The organism is Blastococcus sp. CT_GayMR19, assembly GCF_004570385.1.
Taxonomy (GTDB): Bacteria; Actinomycetota; Actinomycetes; order Mycobacteriales; family Geodermatophilaceae; genus Blastococcus_B.
In genome coordinates this window covers 212,992-232,419 of record NZ_SPQL01000007.1, presented here as the reverse complement: position 1 = coordinate 232,419, position 19,428 = coordinate 212,992, and the positions used below count along the sequence as shown (strand labels likewise).

At 73.5% G+C, this 19,428-nt stretch carries 19 protein-coding genes; 9 read left to right on the top strand and 10 right to left on the bottom strand.

The window, feature by feature from the left end; genetic code table 11:
* Positions 1-10 precede the first annotated feature (10 nt).
* Positions 11-805: a class F sortase gene (locus E4P39_RS12180; protein ID WP_135136835.1), complete on the bottom strand. Its 795-nt coding sequence runs from the start codon at positions 803-805 to the stop codon at positions 11-13.
* Positions 806-829: 24 nt separating this feature from the next.
* Complete coding sequence (locus E4P39_RS12175) at positions 830-1,648, bottom strand: DUF4397 domain-containing protein (protein ID WP_135136834.1); 819 nt, start codon at positions 1,646-1,648, stop codon at positions 830-832.
* A 107-nt stretch (positions 1,649-1,755) separates the two neighbouring features.
* On the opposite strand from E4P39_RS12175, the gene E4P39_RS12170 reads away from it, so the two are divergent.
* Together E4P39_RS12170 and E4P39_RS12165 are read left to right on the top strand one after the other, a co-directional pair.
* On the top strand, positions 1,756-2,217 hold the full coding sequence (locus E4P39_RS12170) for a DUF309 domain-containing protein (protein ID WP_245159790.1): 462 nt from the start codon (positions 1,756-1,758) through the stop codon (positions 2,215-2,217).
* Between the two features lie 64 nt (positions 2,218-2,281).
* The gene (locus E4P39_RS12165) at positions 2,282-3,811 is read left to right on the top strand and encodes an NAD-dependent malic enzyme (RefSeq protein WP_245159789.1); all 1,530 of its coding nucleotides are present in this window, start codon (positions 2,282-2,284) and stop codon (positions 3,809-3,811) included.
* A gap of 42 nt (positions 3,812-3,853) precedes the next feature.
* Here E4P39_RS12165 and E4P39_RS12160 read toward each other — a convergent pair whose 3' ends face one another.
* Complete coding sequence (locus E4P39_RS12160) at positions 3,854-5,215, bottom strand: deoxyribodipyrimidine photo-lyase (protein WP_135136833.1); 1,362 nt, start codon at positions 5,213-5,215, stop codon at positions 3,854-3,856.
* Between the two features lie 182 nt (positions 5,216-5,397).
* On the opposite strand from E4P39_RS12160, the gene E4P39_RS12155 reads away from it, so the two are divergent.
* A complete protein-coding gene (locus E4P39_RS12155; RefSeq protein WP_135136832.1) occupies positions 5,398-6,252 on the top strand; it encodes a DNA-formamidopyrimidine glycosylase family protein in 855 nt (284 codons plus the stop codon).
* A 111-nt stretch (positions 6,253-6,363) separates the two neighbouring features.
* On the opposite strand, the gene E4P39_RS23225 is transcribed toward E4P39_RS12155, so the two are convergent.
* Both E4P39_RS23225 and E4P39_RS12150 read right to left on the bottom strand, forming a co-directional pair.
* Complete coding sequence (locus E4P39_RS23225) at positions 6,364-6,495, bottom strand: hypothetical protein (protein WP_280790853.1); 132 nt, start codon at positions 6,493-6,495, stop codon at positions 6,364-6,366.
* A gap of 130 nt (positions 6,496-6,625) precedes the next feature.
* Positions 6,626-7,834, bottom strand: coding sequence for an MBL fold metallo-hydrolase (locus E4P39_RS12150; RefSeq protein WP_209306501.1), 1,209 nt, complete (start codon positions 7,832-7,834; stop codon positions 6,626-6,628).
* Between the two features lie 81 nt (positions 7,835-7,915).
* On the opposite strand from E4P39_RS12150, the gene E4P39_RS22340 reads away from it, so the two are divergent.
* Complete coding sequence (locus tag E4P39_RS22340) at positions 7,916-8,065, top strand: hypothetical protein (RefSeq protein ID WP_167761812.1); 150 nt, start codon at positions 7,916-7,918, stop codon at positions 8,063-8,065.
* Here E4P39_RS22340 and E4P39_RS12145 read toward each other — a convergent pair whose 3' ends face one another.
* Complete coding sequence (locus E4P39_RS12145) at positions 8,066-9,379, bottom strand: Rieske 2Fe-2S domain-containing protein (RefSeq protein WP_135136831.1); 1,314 nt, start codon at positions 9,377-9,379, stop codon at positions 8,066-8,068.
* A 57-nt stretch (positions 9,380-9,436) separates the two neighbouring features.
* Positions 9,437-10,621: a PP2C family protein-serine/threonine phosphatase gene (locus E4P39_RS12140; RefSeq protein ID WP_135136830.1), complete on the bottom strand. Its 1,185-nt coding sequence runs from the start codon at positions 10,619-10,621 to the stop codon at positions 9,437-9,439.
* Positions 10,622-10,765: 144 nt separating this feature from the next.
* On the opposite strand from E4P39_RS12140, the gene E4P39_RS12135 reads away from it, so the two are divergent.
* The 3 genes from E4P39_RS12135 (at position 10,766) to E4P39_RS12125 (ending at position 14,226) form a co-directional block, all read left to right on the top strand.
* Positions 10,766-11,161 (top strand): DUF485 domain-containing protein, encoded by a 396-nt coding sequence (locus E4P39_RS12135; protein WP_135136829.1) that lies wholly within the window; start codon positions 10,766-10,768, stop codon positions 11,159-11,161.
* A 1-nt stretch (position 11,162) separates the two neighbouring features.
* The gene (locus tag E4P39_RS12130) at positions 11,163-12,815 is read left to right on the top strand and encodes a cation acetate symporter (RefSeq protein ID WP_135136864.1); all 1,653 of its coding nucleotides are present in this window, start codon (positions 11,163-11,165) and stop codon (positions 12,813-12,815) included.
* Positions 12,816-12,957: 142 nt separating this feature from the next.
* Positions 12,958-14,226: a glutamate mutase L gene (locus E4P39_RS12125; RefSeq protein WP_135136828.1), complete on the top strand. Its 1,269-nt coding sequence runs from the start codon at positions 12,958-12,960 to the stop codon at positions 14,224-14,226.
* On the opposite strand, the gene E4P39_RS12120 is transcribed toward E4P39_RS12125, so the two are convergent.
* From E4P39_RS12120 to E4P39_RS12110, 3 genes are read right to left on the bottom strand one after another with little or no spacing between them, the layout of a single operon-like run.
* The gene (locus E4P39_RS12120) at positions 14,207-14,965 is read right to left on the bottom strand and encodes a VOC family protein (protein ID WP_135136827.1); all 759 of its coding nucleotides are present in this window, start codon (positions 14,963-14,965) and stop codon (positions 14,207-14,209) included. The genes E4P39_RS12125 and E4P39_RS12120 overlap by 20 nt on opposite strands.
* A gap of 56 nt (positions 14,966-15,021) precedes the next feature.
* Entirely contained in the window at positions 15,022-16,485 is a 1,464-nt protein-coding gene (locus tag E4P39_RS12115; RefSeq protein WP_135136826.1) for a PH domain-containing protein, read from the bottom strand.
* Positions 16,482-16,994, bottom strand: a complete 513-nt coding sequence (locus E4P39_RS12110; RefSeq protein WP_135136825.1) for a PH domain-containing protein — start codon at positions 16,992-16,994, stop codon at positions 16,482-16,484. Before E4P39_RS12110 ends, E4P39_RS12115 begins: the two co-directional genes overlap by 4 nt.
* Positions 16,995-17,051: 57 nt before the next feature.
* On the opposite strand from E4P39_RS12110, the gene E4P39_RS12105 reads away from it, so the two are divergent.
* Both E4P39_RS12105 and E4P39_RS12100 read left to right on the top strand, forming a co-directional pair.
* The gene (locus E4P39_RS12105) at positions 17,052-17,381 is read left to right on the top strand and encodes a rhodanese-like domain-containing protein (protein ID WP_245159787.1); all 330 of its coding nucleotides are present in this window, start codon (positions 17,052-17,054) and stop codon (positions 17,379-17,381) included.
* 310 nt (positions 17,382-17,691) lie between these two features.
* Positions 17,692-19,395: a DUF4331 domain-containing protein gene (locus E4P39_RS12100; RefSeq protein WP_209306500.1), complete on the top strand. Its 1,704-nt coding sequence runs from the start codon at positions 17,692-17,694 to the stop codon at positions 19,393-19,395.
* Positions 19,396-19,428: the final 33 nt, after the last annotated feature.

Genomic DNA, 19,428 nt, shown 5'->3' with positions numbered 1-19,428 from the left:
AGCAACCCGGTCACGGGACCGGCTCCGCGACCACGACCACGTTGTCGCGGTAGCTGCCGAACTCGGGGAGGAACGGTCCGCCGCAGGTGATGAGGGTCAGCCGCGGCGGTCCGTCGCGCGAGAAGATCCGGTCGAGGGGGAGCACCTGCTTGGAGATCAGCTCCCGGGCGACGACCCGCCAGCGGGTCGTGCCCCCGACCGCATCCGTGACCAGCACCTCGTCGCCGGGCGCCGCCTCGCGCAGCGGAGCCATGGCGCCCAGGCCCTGCGTCCGGCTGTCGACGTGCCCGGCGATCACGGCCGAGCCGGCGACGCCCGGAACCGGGCCGAAGCGGTACCAGCCGACCCGCTCGACCTCGGCGGGGACGGTCATCTGCCCGTCGGGCTCGACGCCCACCGCATCGACCGCGGCGTCGACGCCCAGGGTGGGCACGGTGAGCCGCGCCGGGGCCGGCGCGGCGGCGGGGATCACCTGTGGCGCGGCGTCCCTCACGGTGATCCCGCCCGCCGGAAGCGGCGCCGGCTCCGCCGTGTCGCTCCCCTGGCCGGCCCCCGGCGCCGGGGCCTGGGAGGACGGGGCCTGGGAGGGCGGCGCCGTCGGGGAGGACGGCACCGCCCGGGAGGTGGACGGAGCGGGAGCCGGGGACGTCGGCGCCGTCGGGGAGGACGACGGCGCCGTCGCCGTTCCGATGACCTGCTCCACCGATGCGCCCACCGACGCCGGCGGCCGGGTCAGGCCCCACGCCGTCGGCACGCCGACAGCGAGGGCCACACCCAGGACCGCGGTGGCGGCGGCGGGTCGCACGGTGGTCTCCTGCTCCGAGCCGGGTCAGCCGCGGCTGCGGGCGAGCCGGAGCGCGCCGGCACCGGCCGCGACCAGACCGGCGACCGACAGCGCCATCAGCGGCATCGGCAGCGCGGCGTCGTCCACCAGGCCGGCGGTGCCACCGGGCACACCGGACGGTGCGGAGTGCGAGGAGATCGTCTGGACGGCGAGCTTGAAGCCGCCCTTGTCCGCGGCACCCCACGCGTACACGATCGTCGAGGTGCCCTCGGCGAGCTCGAGGTCGGCCGGGCCGATCGCCACGGTGCTGGTCCCGGCGAGGACGACGTCGGCGCTGACCGTGCCGGCGGGCACCGTCAGCGTGGCCTCGTTCGGGTTGGTCAGCCCGGGGGCGACCGGCGTGCCACCGGCGCGCACGTCGACGGCCGGGGCCGCGGCGGTGTGCCGGACCGTGACCCGTGCCTGGCCGGCGGGCACGGCGGAGACGTCGTTCACGAAGGGCGTCAGGACGGGCGTGCCGTCCTCCTTCAGGTGGGCCACGACCGTGGCGTTGGCGCCGGCGGGCACCGCGACCCCGTTGGCCGACAGGAGCGGGGTGCCCGAGCCGTCAGCGGCGTCGGCCGGGAAGACGGCCAGGTCGTAGGAGCCGGCGGGCAGCTGCAGCGGGTCGGTCAGGGTGCCCGGCTGGAAGTCGTCGAGAAGACGCTCGCCGTTGGCGTAGACGTCCACCGGGGTGTCCGGGACGGCGTGCAGGACCGAGACGGTCGCGGTGTCCGCGGCCGCCGCAGGAGTTGCGACGAGGACCAGCGCGCCGGCGACGCCGACAGCTCCGGCAGCGCGGCTGAACGTGCGGATCGAGTTCACGGGTTCATGTCCTTCCAGGGGCGGGCGTGCTTTCACCCCCTCTTCCCGCCGCCCGTGCGCACCGGATGCAGTTGAGCATCGAACTTCTCGAGCGGGAGGATGTCGCGGTGACCAGCGACCGCGACCGGGACCCCGAGGGCCGCGCCCGCAACGCCCGCCCGCGCGACGCCCTGGGCCGCCCCCTGCCGTACGGCGAGCCGGGGGAGGAGCGCGCCCCGGAGGGACTGGTCCGGCCAGCGGGCCAGGCACTGCAGGAGGCGCAGGCGCTGCTCGACGCGGGCCGCCCGTTCCACGCCCACGAGGTGCTGGAGGACGCGTGGAAGTCCGCGCCCGACGCGGAGCGGCAGCTGTGGCGCGGCCTGGCGCAGCTCGCCGTCGGACTGACCCACGCCCTGCGGGGCAACGCCCGGGGTGCCGCCACGCTGCTGGAGCGGGGCGCGGGCAACATCGCCCCCTACGCGTCTGTCCCGCCGCACGGCATCGACGTGGCCGGGCTGGCGTCGTGGGCACGGGCCCTCGCGTCGTCCACGGGGGACGGGAGCCCGGTTCCACCCCGGCTGCGCGGCTGAACGCCGGCCGGTCGCGCGTCCCACCGGCAGATCGGTCGGCATTCCGCGGGGACCAGGTCGGCGGGTGACCGCCGTCGGTGAGAGCATGACCGTCGTTATGAGCAGCGACCTCGCGCCCGCCGTCGGCGCCGACGACACGTCCCTGGGCGAACCCGCCACCGCCCCCCGTGGCCTGGTGACGTCCGCCTCGTACTCGATCACCGTGCGGCTCACCGCCGACGGCGACCCGGCCTCGATCGGCCGGATCGCCACCGCCGTGGGCTCGGCCGGCGGGGCGGTGACGGCGATCGACGTCGTCGACTCGCGGTCCGACGGCCTCACAGTCGACGTCACCTGCTCGGCCGCGGACGCCGCCCACTCCGAGGAGATGGTCGAGGCGCTGCGCAACGTCGAGGGCGTCACCGTGCGGAAGGTCAGCGACCGCACGTTCCTGCTGCACCTCGGCGGCAAGATCGAGGTCGCGTCACGGGTGCCGCTCAAGACGCGTGACGACCTCTCGATGGCCTACACGCCCGGCGTCGCCCGGGTCTGCCTGGCACTGGCCGACCACCCCGAGGACGTCCGGCGGCTCACCATCAAGGGCAACACCGTCGCCGTGGTCACCGACGGCTCCGCGGTGCTGGGCCTGGGCGACATCGGCCCTGGTGCCTCCATGCCCGTGATGGAGGGCAAGGCCGCCCTGTTCAAGCGGTTCGCCGACATCGACGCCTGGCCGATCGCCCTCGACACCCAGGACGTCGACGAGATCGTGCGGACCTGCGAGCTCATCGCCCCCGGTTTCGGCGGCATCAACCTCGAGGACATCTCGGCGCCGCGCTGCTTCGAGATCGAGAAGCGGCTGCGCGCGAAGCTCGACATCCCGGTGTTCCACGACGACCAGCACGGCACGGCGATCGTCGTCCTGGCGGCGCTGCGCAACGCACTGCGCGTCGTGGAGAAGCAGATCGAGGACGTGGCGATCGTCGTCGCCGGCGGGGGCGCGGCCGGGACCGCGATCGTCTCGCTGCTGCTGGAGGCGGGCGCGAGCAAGGTGCTGGTGTGGGACCGGGAGGGCATCCTCTCGCCCGACGACGAGCGCCTGTCGCCCTCCAAGCTCGAGCTGGCGAAGCGCACCAACCCCGCCGGCCGGCGCGGCGAGCTGCCGGACGCCCTCGTCGGTGCGGACGTGTTCATCGGGGTGAGCGCGGCCAACGTGATCCCGCCCGAGGCGCTCGCCGGCATGAACGAGCGGGCCGTCGTCTTCCCGATGGCCAACCCCACCCCCGACGTCGACCCGGTCAAGGCCCGGCAGTACGCCGAGATCGTGGCCAGCGGGCGCTCCGACCTGCCCAACCAGATCAACAACGTGCTGTCGTTCCCGGGCGTCTTCCGGGGTCTCCTCGACGCGCGGGCCACCCAGGTCAGCGACGGCATGCTGCTCGCCGCGGCCGACGCGCTGGCGGCGGTCGTCCGCGACGACCAGCTCAACGCCAACTTCATCATCCCCAGCGTCTTCGACCCGGCCGTCACGCACGCGGTGGCCGCCGCCGTTGCGGATCAGGCCCGGCACGAGCCCGGCGCCACGGCACGCATGCGGGACGACGGCGACATCTGACCTGCGTGCCGGATCTCCGCTTTCGGTACCGAAAGCGGAGGGTCAGCGGGCGCGGACCTCGTTGTAGCGCTCGAGTGACACCAGGCGCTCGTGCGCGTGGTCCACGATCGGCTCGGGATACCCGGCCGGGATGCCGCCGGGCGCCGTCCACGGCTCGTGGACGTGCTTCGGGTCCAGGCCGCGCAGCTCCGGCACCCACCGCTTGACGTAGGCGCCGTCGGGGTCGAACTTCTTGCCCTGCGTGATCGGGTTGAAGACGCGGTAGTACGGCGAGGCGTCGGTGCCCGTGCCGGCCACCCACTGCCAGCCGTGGTTGTTGCTGGCCAGGTCGCCGTCGACCAGGTGCCGCAGGAAGTACCGGGCGCCGCGGGTCCACTCCTGGTGCAGGTCCTTGACCAGGAACGACGCGACGATCATCCGCACCCGGTTGTGCACGTAGGCCTCGCCGAGCAGCTGCCGCATCCCGGCGTCGACGATCGGGAAGCCGGTACGCCCCTGCTCCCAGGCGGTCACGAGCGCCTCGGCGTCCGGACCGTCGTCGTAGGGCATGCCCGCGAGCTGCGGGTTCAGGTACTCCCGTGCGGAGTCGGGGCGGTGCCAGAGGACGTCGGCGTAGAACTCCCGCCAGGCCAGCTCGGTCACGTACCGGCGAGCCGCCTCCCCGTCCTGCCCGGCCAGGTCGGCGAGCAGGGTCCGCGGGTGGATGCAGCCGTACTTCAGGTACGCCGACATCCGGCTGGTCCCGTCGACCCCCGGGGTGTCGCGTGCCTCGTCGTACCCCGAGAGCCGCTCGTCGCGGAACCGTTCCCAGGCTGCCTGAGCTGCGACCTCACCGGCCGGCGGCAGGTCGGCGTCCACCCGCGGGGCGGGAGGCGTGGCGTCGGAGCGGACGCCGGTGGTCCACGGGACGGCGTCCGGGCGCCGGGCCGGGGCGCGCCAGCCGTGCTCCCGCCAGGCGCGGGCGAAAGGGGAGAAGACCTTGAACGGCGTCCCGTCGCCCTTGGTCACCCGGCCCGGGGTGACCGCGTACGGCGAGCCGGTGCGGACCAGGGGGACATCGCCCAGCGCACGCTCGACGGCGTCGTCCCGCAGCCGGCCATAGGGCCCGGTGTCGGCGGAGACGTGCACGCTCCCCGCGCCGACCTCCGCGGCCAGTCGCGGGATCGCCCGCGCCGGGTCGCCGGACCGCAGGACCAGCGCGCCGCCCGTCTGCTCGTCCAGCGCGCCGAGGCAGTCGAGCAGGAAGCGGCGGCGGGGGTCGCCGGACGGCCCCCAGAGCCGCTCGTCCAACACGAAGAACGGCAGCACCGTGCCGTCGGGGCCGGCCGAGTCGAGCGCGGCCAGCAGCGCCGGGTGGTCGCCGAGCCGCAGGTCCCGTCGGAACCAGAGCACGGCGGGGGGCACCGCCCGAGCGTAGGAGCGGTTCCGCCGGTGTGCTTTGTGAGTGCCGTTCCACCGTTGCGGGTGCTGCAGCGGCCGCAATGCGCGAACAACACGCGCAATCCGGCACCGAGGGGGCCTTTCCGCGCGGAAAGTCCCCTGATCGGGGGCGGCGCGGGGCGGGTTGCGTCGGGGATCATGGGCGGGTGCCCGAGTTGCCCGAGGTGGAGGCGCTGGCCGCGTTCCTCCGGGAGAACGCCGTCGGCCGGGTGATCACGCGGGTGGACCTCGCCGGCATCCAGTCGATCAAGACCTTCGACCCGCCGCTGTCCGCGCTCGCCGGTCTCGAGGTCACCGGTGCCAGCCGGCACGGCAAGTTCCTCGACCTCGACGTCTCCGGCCTGCACCTCGTCGTCCACCTGGCGCGGGCCGGCTGGCTGCACTGGCGCGACGCCCTCCCGCCGGCGCCGCCCAAGCCGGGCAAGGGCCCGCTGGCGCTGCGGGTCCATCTGGAGGACGGGCACGGCTTCGACCTCACCGAGCAGGGCACCCGCAAGGGGCTGGCGGTCTACGTCGTCCGCTCGCCGTCGGAGGTCCCCGGCATCGTGCGGCTGGGCCCGGATGCGCTCACCGTCGACCAGGAGGGGTTCGCGCGCCTGATGGCGAGCCGCAGCGGGCAGGTCAAGGGCGCGCTCACCGATCAGACCCTGATCTCCGGCATCGGCAACGCCTACTCCGACGAGATCCTGCACGCGGCGCGGCTCTCCCCGTTCAAGATGGCCGACAAGCTGACCGGGGACGAACAGATCCGTCTCTTCGACGCCATGCGGGCGACGCTCACCGAGGCCCTCGGCCGCCAGGTCGGGCAGAAGGCGGCGACGCTCAAGGGGGAGAAGCGCTCGGGCCTCACGGTGCACGCCCGCACCGGGCTGCCCTGCCCGGTCTGCGGCGACACCGTCCGCGAGGTGTCCTTCGCCGACACCTCGCTGCAGTACTGCCCGACCTGCCAGACCGGCGGCAAGCCGCTGGCCGACCGGCGGATGTCCAAGCTGCTGCGCTGAGCGGCGGCTACCGCTCCGCCCGGGGGCGGGCGAGCAGCAGCCGCTCGTAGCGCGCCTCCTGGACGGCCAGGAACTCGCGCGGTGCCCGCCAGGCGCGCCACGCGGGGCGGGTCACGAGGACCGGCTGCCGTAGCCGCCCATCATCAGCCGCGCGGTCGAATAGCCGGTGTCGCGGGTGTCGGCTAACCAGCGGCCCGGGTGCGGTCGGCGGATCCAGCGGCGGGCCTTCGGTGCGCGGGTCATGACGTTCTCCCGGAGGAGGTCGGTTCAGCGGTTGCTGCACCAAGGGTCGACCTCCGCGGTCGCCTTCACGAGTGTCCGGGTCAACACATACCGCGTCCTTCCTGCCACTTCCGACGGGTTCCGCCGAAGGTCAGTCCGGCAACAGCGCGATCAGCCGGGAGAAGGTGCGCGCCAGGACGGCGCTGCCGACGCCGGCGTCGTCCGGACGGCTGGGCAGGTCCTCCGCCGAGCCGACCGCCGTCCACCAGTCGGTCAGCGGCGGCGGGTCCAGGACGTCGATCCGCTCGCCGGGCAGGGGGACGACGACCTGCGCCCGCGAGCGGGCGGCGGCCATCAGTCGCTGCACCGGCTCCGCCCAGCGGTGGAACGCGAGGTTGAACGTGGCCCAGTGGATCGGCAGCAGCACGCGGCCACCGAGGTCACCGTGCGCGCGCACCGCCTCCTCGGGGTCCATGTGGATGGCGTGCCACGCGTCGTTGTAGGCCCCGATCGGCAGCAGCGTCAGGTCGAAGGGGCCCAGCCGCGCACCCAGTTCGGCGAAGGCGGGCGTGTAGCCGGTGTCGCCGCCGAAGAACACCCGGTGCCGCGGCCCGGAGACGGCCCACGAGGCCCACAGCGTCGTGTCCCGCGTGAAGAAGCGGCCGGAGAAGTGCCGCGCCTCGGTGCAGGTGAGCGTGAGCCCGCCGACGGTCGTGCTCCCGTCCCAGTCCAGCTCCACGATGCGGTCGTCCGGCACGCCCCACCCGCGCAGGTGCTCCCCGATCCCCAGTGGGACGACGAACGGCGCGGACTGCGAGGTCAGCAGCTCCCGGACGGTGGGCAGGTCGAGGTGGTCGTAGTGGTCATGGGAGATCAGGACGGCGTCCACCGGCGGCAGCTCGTCCAGGGGGACGGGCACCTCGTGCAGCCGGGTGGGCCCGAACACCGGGGACGGCGAGACGCGCCGGCTCCACACCGGGTCGAGGAGGACCCGCTGCCCGTCGATCTCCAGCAGCGCGCTGGCGTGGCCGAACCAGGTGACCGCCAGCTCGGCGGCCTCCTCGGGCAGCACGGGGCGGGCGAGCGGGATGTCCCCGCCCGGCAGGCCGACGTGCCGTTCCTCGTGCATCTGCCGCAGCAGGCCCTTGCGGGCGCTGGCCGGTGGCAGCGCCGGTGTCTCCAGGCGGTTGTGGAACCGGCCGTCGGTGAACTGGGGGGACCCGGCGACGGTCGGCCGGAGCCGGCGTCGGCTCGCCCCCAGGGCCACGGGGAGACCCCAGGCGGCACGGGTCACGAAGCCCACCGGTCCGGCGAGGGCGGCGGCGGTCAGGGCGGCGCGGCGGAGCGGGGACGTCGGCACCGGTCCAGCATCCCAGCGATTCCGGCACGGCACCGGGCTGGATCGGCGCGGAGGCGCTCCCACGGGTGAGACCCTGGTCGCATGGACGAGGCGGAGCGGGCGCTCCCTCCCGAGGACGGCGGGGACCCGGCCTGCTGGCTCCGGCGCGTCTGCCCGGCCTGCGGTCGGCTGGCCGACGAGGACCCGCCCACCCGCTGCCCGGCCTGCGGCGCCGAGCTCCCCGACGACTGATCACGAGGCGGTGCGTGCCCGCCTCGCCGTCGCGAAGTCGCACAGCGCGCGGCGGAGTGCGACGCCCAGCCGGTCCGCGGGCACGTGCAGCTCCTCGCGGACGTCCAGCGGCAGTCCCTCGCTGGCGATCACGCCCATCAGCCGGAGGTCCTCCTCCAGCACCCGGCGGTGGAAGGCCACCTCCTCGGCGACGGCAGCGGGGAGCGGCAGCGGCTGACCGTGCCCGGCCGACAGGAACAGGCAGGTGTAGATCCGGGTGGAGTCGGCGTCCTCGGGCTGGAGCAGGAACAGGATCGTCGTCGTCGCCCCGCTGTCGAGGTACTCCAGGGACACCCGGAAAGAGAACGGCGCCCGGTAGACGTAGCCGGCCCGCCGGCGCTGCCGCAGCGGCCGCCCGCCGCGGGCGACCTCCGGGTCGGTGGGGTTCTCGCACCACTGCTCATGGGTGCTGCGGAAACCGCCCGGTTCGGGGACGACGTCGTAGACGGGCACCTCCGGACGGTCCTCCGCGCCGAAGGTCGCCCCGTGCACGTGAGCGAAGTGGGCGACGTCGAGGAAGTTGTCGGCCATCGGTCCCGCCGGGCCGGGCGAGCGCAGTGGCGGCAGCCACCCGGGGACGTAGTGCCGGTCGGTGGCCTCGGGGAGGTCCAGCGGGACGTCGATCGGCTCGGCCGGTGCCAGCCAGACGATGCCGAACCGCTCGCGGACGCCGAACGCCGGCGGGTCGCCCTCGACCCCGTCGGCCGTGCGGCGCAGCGTCCAGGTGCGGCCCAGCAGGCGCACCTGCAGCCAGCCGCCCGGCCGCAGTTCGCGGGAGAGGGCGACGGGGTGCCAGGCGTGGTCGAGGGACGGATCGAGGTTGCCGAACACCGGGCCGGCCGGTGCGGGCGCGGCCGGGACCGGCTCGGGGACGGTGTCGGCCGAGGGGCGCGGCGGGGCCGGTGCCGCGGTCCGCTCGGGTGCGAGCCACACCCAGCCGTGCCGCTCCTCCACCGCCCACGGCACGGACAGGTCGGCGCGGGGCGGGGGCGTACCGGCGTCCCCGAGGGAGGGGATGCCCACGCAGCGGCCCTCGGCGTCGAACCGCCAGCCGTGATACCCGCACTGCAGCCGTCCGTCGACGACCGAGCCGGCGGCCAGCGGCACGAGGCGGTGCGGGCAGCGGGCCGGAAAGGCGGTGACCTCCGCGCCGGGCCGCAACCGGACGACGACGTAGGCCCGGCCGCCGGCGCCCACCGGAACCGGCGTCGTCCCCACCTCGGCGGCACGGGCGACCGGGTACCAGCCTGTCGACCTGCGATGCGATACGGCCATGTCCCATTGCACCGCCCGCCGGTGTTCCGGGCGTTACGGCTTCGGGAAGGTTGTGCGTCAGTCGGCCACAGCGGGCGGCCGGCCCTCCGCCCGGACGGCGACGAGGCAGAGGTCGTCGGCCAGCGTGCCTCCGGAGAACGACGTGACGGCGGCGACCAGTGACTCCAGCACCCGCGCGGGATGGGCACCGTCGAGCTCCTGGATGACGCGGCGCGCGCGTTCCTCGCCGAACAGCTCGAGCGCCCCGCCGAGGTCCCGTCGCCGTACCGGCCGGCCCTCGGTGAGCCCGTCGGTGAAGACCAGGATGCCCCCGCCCGGAGCCAGCGCGGCCCGTCCGGGCCTTAGCCGGAGGGCTTCCGCGCCGACACCGAGCGGTGCACCGACCTGTCCCCCGGGCAGCGGGGTGCCGGTGTCCAGGAACCATGGGACCTCGTGACCCGCGGTCGCCCAGGTGACCTCAGGAGCGGGTGGCGGGCCGATGTTGAGGCAGACGGCGGTCACGAACTGGGCACCCTGCTTGCCGTGCTCGACCAGGGCGGCGTTGGCGAGCTGGAGCAGCTCCACCGGATCGCGGGTGAACCGGGCGAAGGTCGCGAGCGCCGCGCGCACGAATGCGGCGCACCGCGCGGCCTCCAGTCCGTGCCCGACGACGTCGCCCACCGCGATGGTCGTGCTGTCAGTCGGACCCTCGACGACCAGGAAGAAGTCGCCGGCGACCAGCCCGTCCGCGGGGGTGAACGACGTCGCGAACTCGAGCTGCGGACGCTCCGGGAAGCCGGACGGGGTCAACGCCGCGCGCAGCGACTCCAGCTCGGCGATCTCGTCCTGCTGGGCGCGCACCCGGCCGGCCAGTGCCCGCTCCCGGTCCAGCAGCAGGGAGACGAGCACCGCCACGCCGACGAACGCGACCGACCGGTTCAGCGCCGCGACCCACAGGTCGCCGCCGGTGAGGTCCGTGGACGGGTGGAAGAGCTGGGCGGCGACGAACGCCAGCGTCGCGGCGGCCGCGACGACCAGGCCGCCGCGAAGGCCGAACCAGTGCACGCCGAGCACGATCGGGATCAGCGCGTACATGGCGATGGCCAGGTCCGGCCTGTTCACCAGGACGACGACCACCACGACGGCGCCGAGCAGGAACGCGAGGACGGCGATCTGCCCGGCCGGGCGGGACGGCCGGTGTCCGAGGACCGTTGTCACGCTCCACCGGGACGAGGGCGCGGAGTCGACCCGGCGACCCGGCATGCGGGAAAGCTAACAGCATCCCGGCGACCGGACGGGCGACTCCGGCGGTTCGGGTGTCTGCTCGTCTCGGTAACGCCCCGCCGGACTCGCGGGTAACCCATACAGTGACGACGGCCACACATTGCCCGAGCTGGAGGGTGCCCCGTGAGCGATCCCGAAGAACGTCGGTTGCTGACACCGGAGGAGTACCGGGCGGCGCAGGACAGCCCGGAGTTCCTGGAGCTGAAGCGGCGGTTCCGCCGGTTCGCGTTCCCGATGACGGTGGCCTTCTTCACCTGGTACCTGCTCTACGTGCTGCTCTCCACCTACGCGTCGGACTTCATGTCCACGCGGGTGTTCGGCAACGTGAACCTCGGTCTCCTGCTGGGCCTCGCCCAGTTCGTGACCACGTTCGCCATCACCCACCTCTACGTCGCGCACGCCAACCGGCAGACCGACCCGATCGCCGACGAGATGCGTGGGCGCCTCGAGGCCCACGAGTTCGCCCGCGACGGCCGGGCCACGGGCACGGGCGGAACCGAGGGGGCCTCCCGTGCATGACATCACCGCGGCGGCCGCGACCACGGAGACCATCGGCAACCCGACGATCAACATCTCGATCTTCGGCGTCTTTGTCGCCATCACGCTGTTCATCACCTTCCGGGCCAGCAGCAGCAACAAGAGCGCCGCGGACTACTACGCGGCCGGGCGCAACATCAGCGGCACCCAGAACGGCCTGGCTATCGCCGGCGACTACCTGTCGGCCGCCTCGTTCCTGGGCATCGCCGGCGCCATCGCCGTCTACGGCTACGACGGCTTTCTCTACTCGATCGGCTTCCTCGTCGCCTGGCTGGTGGCGTTGCTGCTGGTCGCCGAGCTCATGCGGAACACCGCCCGGTACACGATGGCCGACGTCCTGGCCTTCCGGATGCGTCAGCGGCCGGTACGCATGGCGGCGGCCATCTCGACGCTCACCGTGTCGCTGTTCTACCTGCTCGCGCAGATGGCCGGTGCCGGCGGACTGGTCACCCTGTTGCTCGGGGTGAGCGGCGAGGCGGCGCAGGCCGTCGTCGTCACGATCGTCGGCGCGCTGATGATCTTCTACGTCCTGGTCGGCGGCATGCGCGGCACGACGTACGTGCAGATCATCAAGGCGTCGCTGCTGATCATCGGCGCCTTCGTGATGACCGTGTGGGTGCTCGGGAAATACGGCTTCAACCTGTCCGCGCTGCTCGGCGGGGCGGCGGAGAGCTCGGCTGCGGCGGCCACCCCGCGGGACGTCCTGGCCCCCGGGGCCCAGTACGGCGCAACCGGGACCTCGAAATTGGACTTCGTGTCCCTGGGACTGGCCCTGGTGCTGGGGACGGCGGGCCTGCCGCACGTACTGATGCGCTTCTACACCGTGCCGACGGCGAAGGACGCCCGCCGCTCGGTCGTCTGGGCGATCTGGCTGATCGGCATCTTCTACCTGTTCAGCCTGGTGATCGGCTACGGCGCCGGCGCCCTCGTCGGTGCCGACGAGATCCTGGCCGCCCCGGGCGCGGTCAACGCCGCGGCGCCCCTGCTGGCCTTCGAGCTGGGCGGCACGGTGCTGCTCGGCATCATCGCCGGGGTGGCGTTCGCCACGATCCTCGCCGTCGTCGCGGGCCTGACCATCACCGCGTCGGCGTCGTTCGCGCACGACGTCTACGCGTCGGTCATCAAGAAGGGCCAGGTGTCCGGAAACGGGGAGGTGCACGTCGCCCGGATCACCGCCGTCGTCATCGGCGCGATCTCGATCGGGCTGGGCATCCTGGCGCTGCAGGCGGGCATCAACATCGCCTTCCTGGTGGCGCTCGCGTTCGCGGTCGCCGCCTCGGCCAACCTGCCGACGATCATCTACACGCTCTTCTGGAGCCGCTTCACCACCCAGGGCGCGCTGTGGTCGATCTACGGTGGGCTGATCGCCTGCGTCACGTTGATCATCTTCTCGCCGGTCGTCTCCGGGGCGCCCGTGAACGAGGCGACCGGGGTGAGCCCGTCGCTGATCCAGCCGCCGGTCGACTTCCACTGGTTCCCGCTGAACAACCCCGGCCTCGTCTCCATCCCGCTGTCGTTCTTCCTGGGCTGGCTGGGCACGAAGCTGTCGAAGGAGGAGCCGGACGAGCTCAAGAACGCCGAGCTCGAGGTCCGGTCGCTGACCGGCATCGGCGCGGAGAAGGCCGTCGCCCACTGAGCCCGGTGGCCAGCGAGGCGCATTGCGTGTGCTGTTCCGGCGTTGTGGGTGCTGCAGTGGCCGCAACGCCGGAACAGCGGCCGCACTGCGGAGCAGATCCCGCCCCGGCCGGCGGCGAACTGCCGCGGCTAGGGTCCGGCGGGTGAGCGCACGCATCGCCTGCGTGGACATCGGCTCGACGTACACGAAGGCAGCGCTCGTGGACCCGGCCACCGGAGAACTGCTGGCCACCGCGCAGGCGCCGACGACGCCGGACGACGTCGTCCGCGGGGTCCTCGCCGCGACCGCCGGGTTCGCCGACGCCCCCGTGGTGGCCTGCTCCAGCGCCGGCGGTGGCCTCCGGCTGGCCGTGGTCGGCTACGAGGAGCTGATCAGCGCCGAGGCCGGCCACCGCGCGGCGCTCTCGGCAGGAGCCCGGGTGGTGCACGTCGCCGCCGGGGTGCTCGACGCGGCCGCGCTGGCCGAGCTGCGCGCCGCGGAGCCCGACGTCGTCCTGCTGGTCGGCGGTACCGACGGCGGCGAGGCCTCGGTGCTGCGGGCGAACGCGACGGTCCTGGCCGGTGCGGACCGGTCCGTCCCCGTCGTCCTCGCCGGCAACGCATCCGTGCGCGACGAGGTGGCCGCGGTGCTGCGGGACGGCGGGCTGCCGGTGCACGAGGCGGACAACGTGCTGCCCGACATCGGCCGGCTGGCGCCCGAGTCGGCCCGCTCGGCGATCCGGGCGGTCTTCCTGGAGCACGTCATCGGCGGCGACCGGCTGTCCACCGATCCGAGGTTGCGGTCCTGGGTGCGCGCCGTGACGCCGGACGCCGTCCTCGAGGGCGTGACGGTGCTGGCGCGGGTGCTCGCACCGGACGAGGTCGCCGTCGTCGTCCTCGACGTGGGTGGCGCGACGACCGACGTCTACTGCGTGCCGGACGCCGACGCCGAGCAGGCCACGCTCGGCCGCGAGGCGGTCGGGATCCCGGCCCGCCGGAGGACCGTCGAGGGCGACCTCGGCGTGGCCTCGAGCATCGGCGCGCTGCGGGCGGCCGCGGCCGCCGAGGGACTGGCCGTGCCGGGCGACGCCCCGCTGGACCTGGGCGAGGCGGCCGCCACGATCGCGCTGCGCCGGCACCTGCGGGCCGAGGCCGGCTACGGCCCCGGCGGTGCGAGTGCCCGGTCCGCCGGTCTGGTCGTGCTCTCCGGCGGCGTGTTCCGGCACGCCGACCCGGCGACCGTGGACGGCGTCGTCGGCCGGCTGGCCGCCGACCGAGGGGGCGCCGGGAGCATCCTGGCCCACAGCGAGGTCCTGGTCGACCGCGGCTACGTCCTCGCCGCGACCGGGCTGCTGGCCGCCGACCATCCCGAGGCCGCGGCGGGACTGGCCCGGGGTCTCCTGGCAGGCGCCGTCACGTCCCGGGCCGGGTGATGATCGAGAACTCCGCGCCGAACGGGTCGGTGATCGTCGCGAGCCGGCCGTAGAGGAAGTCCTTCGCCCCGTCGGAGCTGCCTCCGGCGTCGAGGGCGCGGCGCACGGCCTCGTCGGTGCCGTCGACCTCGAACGTCGTGCTCCACGCCGACGAACTGCCGGGTGCGTTCATGATGCCGCCGACCTCGTGGCCGTCGGGCCGCCGGAGGAACGTGAAGTCGGCCTGCGGCATGTCCGGGTTGCCGTCGAGCGTGAACCCGAAGACTGTGGCGTAGAACTCGCGCGCGGGCCCCGGATCGGGCGTGACCAGGTCGTTGCGCACCAGCGCGCCCGGCTCGTTCACCACCTGCGCTCCGGTGTGCGCCCGGCCCTCCCACAAGCCGAACTGGGCTCCGACCGGATCGCGGACGACGGCCATCCGGCCCTGGTCCGTCACGGCCGTCGGCTCCACCAGCAGGGTCCCGCCCGCCTCCCGCGCCCGTTCCGCCGTCCGGTCGCAGTCGGGAGTCGCCAGGTAGACGCTCCAGAAACAGCCGGCGTCGGGCTCGTGCGCCGCCGAGATCGCGGCGACGCGACGGCCCCGCAGGAGGCACATCGTGTACCGGCCCGCGTCCTCGGGGACGACGTCGAACTCCCAGCCGAACACCGAGCCGTAGAAGGCCAGCGCGCGGTCGAGGTCGGGCACACCCAGGTCGATCCAGGCCGGCGTCCCGAGCGGTTGGTTCGTGTCGACGTCCATGGCGACTCCTTCCCTCGGCGACCGCAACGTAGCGCCGGCCACCGACATCGCGGGAGTCAGCGGGGAGCGAACTCCGCGGCCCAGCTCTCCGATGCCGCGGCGGTGAACGGAGCGACGTCCGCAGTGGCCAGGTCGACGGCCGCGTAGCCGCCGCTGCCCGCCCCCACGCAGGCGACGACGGTGGCCAGGCCGGCGCGCCCCTGGAAGAAGGACTGCCGCACCCGCCAGCCGACGACCGCGCGGCGCTGCAGGACCGCCTGCTCGCGCACCAGCCAGCCGCTGCGGACGGTGAACGACTCCCGGCCCGTGGCATGACCGAGCGACGCGTACCGGCCCAGACCCACCGGAACCCCGAGGACCGTCAGTGCGATGCCCACCGCGAGCACCCACCACCACCCGGCCGTGACCGTCGCGAGGACACCGGCGGCGGAGACCAGCAGACCCGTGGCGACCGCCCGCACGATCCGCCGTCTCCGGGCCGCGGGCGGGTGGGTGACGAGCGGGCCGGGGTTCTCGACCAGCCGGTCCGCGAGCTCCCACGCCTGGGTGCGAGGGCCGAGCGGCAGGAGCTGGCCGCGCCGTCCCGCGTCCCCGAGCCCGGTGACCAGCGCGTTGACCCGGGCCGCCCGCACCCATCGCATGCCGAGCCCCTCGGAGACCGTGCAGCCGCGGATCCGGTCGATCTCGAGCTCGGTGTGCCGCCGGGTGACCAGACCCCGGACGGCGACCAGCGATCCGCCGCGGCGCACGAGCGAGAAGCCCCAGTTGACCAGCGCCGCCCCGACGACGGCGCCGGCCGCGAGGAGCAGGAGCAGTACGCCCACGGCGCCGAGCGTTCGCGCCCAGCCGCCGGCGAGGTCCAGCCCGTCGAGATCGGGCTGGACCCGCTGGCCCAGCTCCTCGAGCAGCCGGAAGCCGGCTCCCACGGCGGCCACGGGAACGGCGAGGTAGCTCCCGACCAGGGGCGCGTAGAGCAGCCAGCGGTTGTCGAAGCGGGCGAACTGCTCCTCGGGCGGCCCCGCCTCGCCGGCGCCGTCCATCCCCGGTTCGGGCTGTGCCGAGGTGCGGGTCAGGACGGCGGTGCGCAGGCGGTCGCCCTCGGCCCGGGGGACGCCGTCGACCACGATCTCCTCGTCCTTGCCGCTGACCGCGCCCGCGGCGGCGTCGATGCGCACCCGGACGAGACCGAACAGCCGGTGCATCAGCGGGGTTTCGATCTCGACGCCCCGGATGCGGTCGGTCGGCACCGTTCGCACGGACCGGGCCAGCAGGCCCCGCGTGACGACGACGGCGCTCGGCCCGACGGCGTAGCTGAACCGCCACCAGGTCAGCGCCGCCGTGAGCAGCGAGAACAGGGTGACGGCGAGCGCCAGCAGGATGATCGTCGTCCGGCCGCCGCCGAGCCCGGTGGCCGCGACGAGCGGGATCAGGACCGGGACGAAGGCCCGCGCCTGCCGGAAGGTCACCGTGTGCACGAGCAGGACCCGCGGCGACGTCCGGAGGCCCGGCGGCTCGGTCACGTGGCCTGGTCGCGGACCTGGGCCGCCCGCCGCGCGAGGTCGTCGGCCACGCGCTGGGCGACGCCGGCCTCGAGGTGCGGCACCCGCACGGTGCCCTCCGACGACGCCGTGAGCACGGCGACGGAGGCCAGCCCGAACACCTGCTGCATCACCCCGCGGGTGACGTCGACGGTCTGGATCCGGGAGATCGGGACGAGGGTCCACGTGCGGGACAGCCAGCCGGTAAGGGTGTAGACCGCCTCGTCGGTGACCTCCCAGCGGTGCACCCGGTAGCGCAGCCGGGGTCGCAGTCCGATGGACACCACCGCGTCGACCACCACCAGGATCGGCACCGCCCACCGCAGGAACGGCACGGGCCCGCCTACTGACGCCGGGACGAACCAGAGGAAGGCGGCCGTGCCGAGCGCCAGGACGATCGCGCCGATGATCCCCTCGGTGACCCACAGGCCGATCGCTCCCCGGGAGACCTGCCAGGCCGGGTCGCGGACGGGTGAGGCGACGGCGGGCACCCGTCCATCCTCGCAGTGACCGGCCCGGGAGCGGCGCGTGCCACGATGGACGGCGTGATGCCGCAGCAGGTTCCGACCGTGCCCGCCGCCGAGGTGCCCGAGGACGCCGTCGTCCTGGACGTCCGCGAGGACGACGAATGGGTGCACGGCCACATCGACGGGGCGACCCACATCCCGATGGGCGACGTCCCCACGCGCCTGGACGACCTGCCGGACGGTGACCCGCTCTACGTCACCTGTCGCGGCGGCGGCCGCTCGGCGCGGGTCGCGGCCTGGCTGAACCAGAACGGTTTCGACGCGGTGAATGTCGGCGGCGGCATGGGCGCCTGGCTCGACGCGGGGCGGCCGATGGTCAGCAACACTGGGGCGCCGCCGACCGTTCTGTGAGCGAGCCGGTACGGTTCCGTCACTTTATTGCACACCACTCACTACGGATCAATCTTATCGATCGCGTCTCCGTCACGTGACGCATTGCTACCGACAGGCCGTTCACCTGGCATTTTCCCGTTCGTGGTGAGCGGCGTCACACGGGTCCGGCTTATGTTCGCGCCATCGCAGCAGGCGACGATGTTCCACGCGAACACACGCACTACAGGGATCGCCTCTTCGGCGGCCCGGTGTCTTCCCTTCATCGACTGACTGCGGCGTCATGTCGGTCTCGCCCGTCCCGGGCGACTGGGAAAGGACTCCCATGCTCATGCCTCGACGACTCCTCCAACGCCGGGGGAGCCGTGCCACTGCGCTCATCGCGTCGGGCGGCCTGCTCGCCGGCTCGACCCTGATCGGCCTCCTGCCGACCATGGCGGGGGCGTCCAGTCACCGCGAAGCGCCGCTGATCCTGGGCGATCCAGCGGTGGACAACACCGACGTCTACGCGTTCTCCAGCCCGGAGAACGAGGACCACGTCACCTTCATCGCCAACTGGCTGCCCAACCAGGAACCCGACGGCGGCCCGAACTTCTATCCGTGGGCCGACGATGCCGAGTACCTGATCAACATCGACAACGACGGCGACGCCCTGGCCGACCTCATCTACCGGTGGCGGTTCCACACCGACGACCAGCGCGCAACCGACACGTTCCTCTACAACAACGGCCCGGTGACCTCGCTGGACGACGAGAACCTGCTGTTCCGGCAGCACTTCACACTGGACGTCAGCACCGACGGCGGCGACAGCTACGGCGAGCCGATCAGCGAAGGTCCCGTGGCCCCGTCGTTCACCGGTCGGGCCAGCATGGGCTCGTCGCAGGACTACGTCGAGAACCTCCGCAACCCGGCCATCACCGAGGTCGCCGGCGGCGGTCGCACGTTGGCCACGCAGACCGAGGACCCGTTCTTCCTCGACCTGCGCGTCATGGACCTGTTGTACGGCGGCGACCTGTCCGAGACCGGCCAGGACACGCTCGAGGGCTACAACGTGAACAGCATCGTGCTCGAGGTGCCAAAGACCGAGGTCGCGATCGACAACGACGCGACGAACAACCCGGTCATCGGTGTGTGGAGCACGACGACGCGGCCCACGCTGCGCAATGCCGACGGCACCGCCGCGGAGGGCTCGGGCTACACCCAGGTCTCCCGCCTCGGTCAGCCCCTGGTCAACGAGGTCGTCGTCCCGGCGGGCCTCAAGGACGCCTTCAACTCCATCAGCCCCGACCAGGACGCCGCCGCGGCCGACGGCGCCGTGCTCGACCGGGTGCTCGAGCCGGAGGTGCCGCAGCTCATCGAGGCCATCTACGGCGTCGAGGCCCCTGCGGGTCCGCGGTTCGACATCGCCGAGGTCTTCCTGACCGGCGTCGTCACTGGTGCGGTGGTCGACGTCGACGGTGACCCCGCCACGCCGAACCCGCTGGACGTCGACCTAAACTCGCAGGCGTTGAACGCCGGGGCGGCTCCGTTCCAGCCGTCGGAGATGCTGCGCCTCAACATGGCGATCACCGGGCCGACGGGTCTGGACGGCAAGCCGCTGGAGGAAGCCAGCCGGCTCGGCGTCATCGGTGGCGACATCCAGGGCTTCCCGAACGGCCGACGGCTCGCCGATGACGTGGTCGACATCGAGCTGCTCGCGCTCGAGGGCATCTACGACGTCAACAATGTGCCCGAGGAGCGGCAGGCGGCGTTCGACGCGTTGAAGAACGGCGATGGGGTCGCCGCGAACGACAAGGCGTTCAGCTCGGAATTCCCCTACCTCGCCGGTGTCCACACCCACGCGGTGAACGCGACCAACACCGGGGACAGCCGCTCTGAAGGCGCCTCTGCCGGGGCGGTGCCCGGATCGGGAGGGACCGGGTTCGACACCCTCATCCCGGCACTCACCGGGTCGGCCGCGGTCCTGCTCATCGGGGCCGGAGTCGGATCGCTGATCCGGGCCCGGGGCCGGGGTCTCGCAATCCGGGAGGCCTGACCGATCGAGAGCCGTGGGGTGCGGCCGACCGCC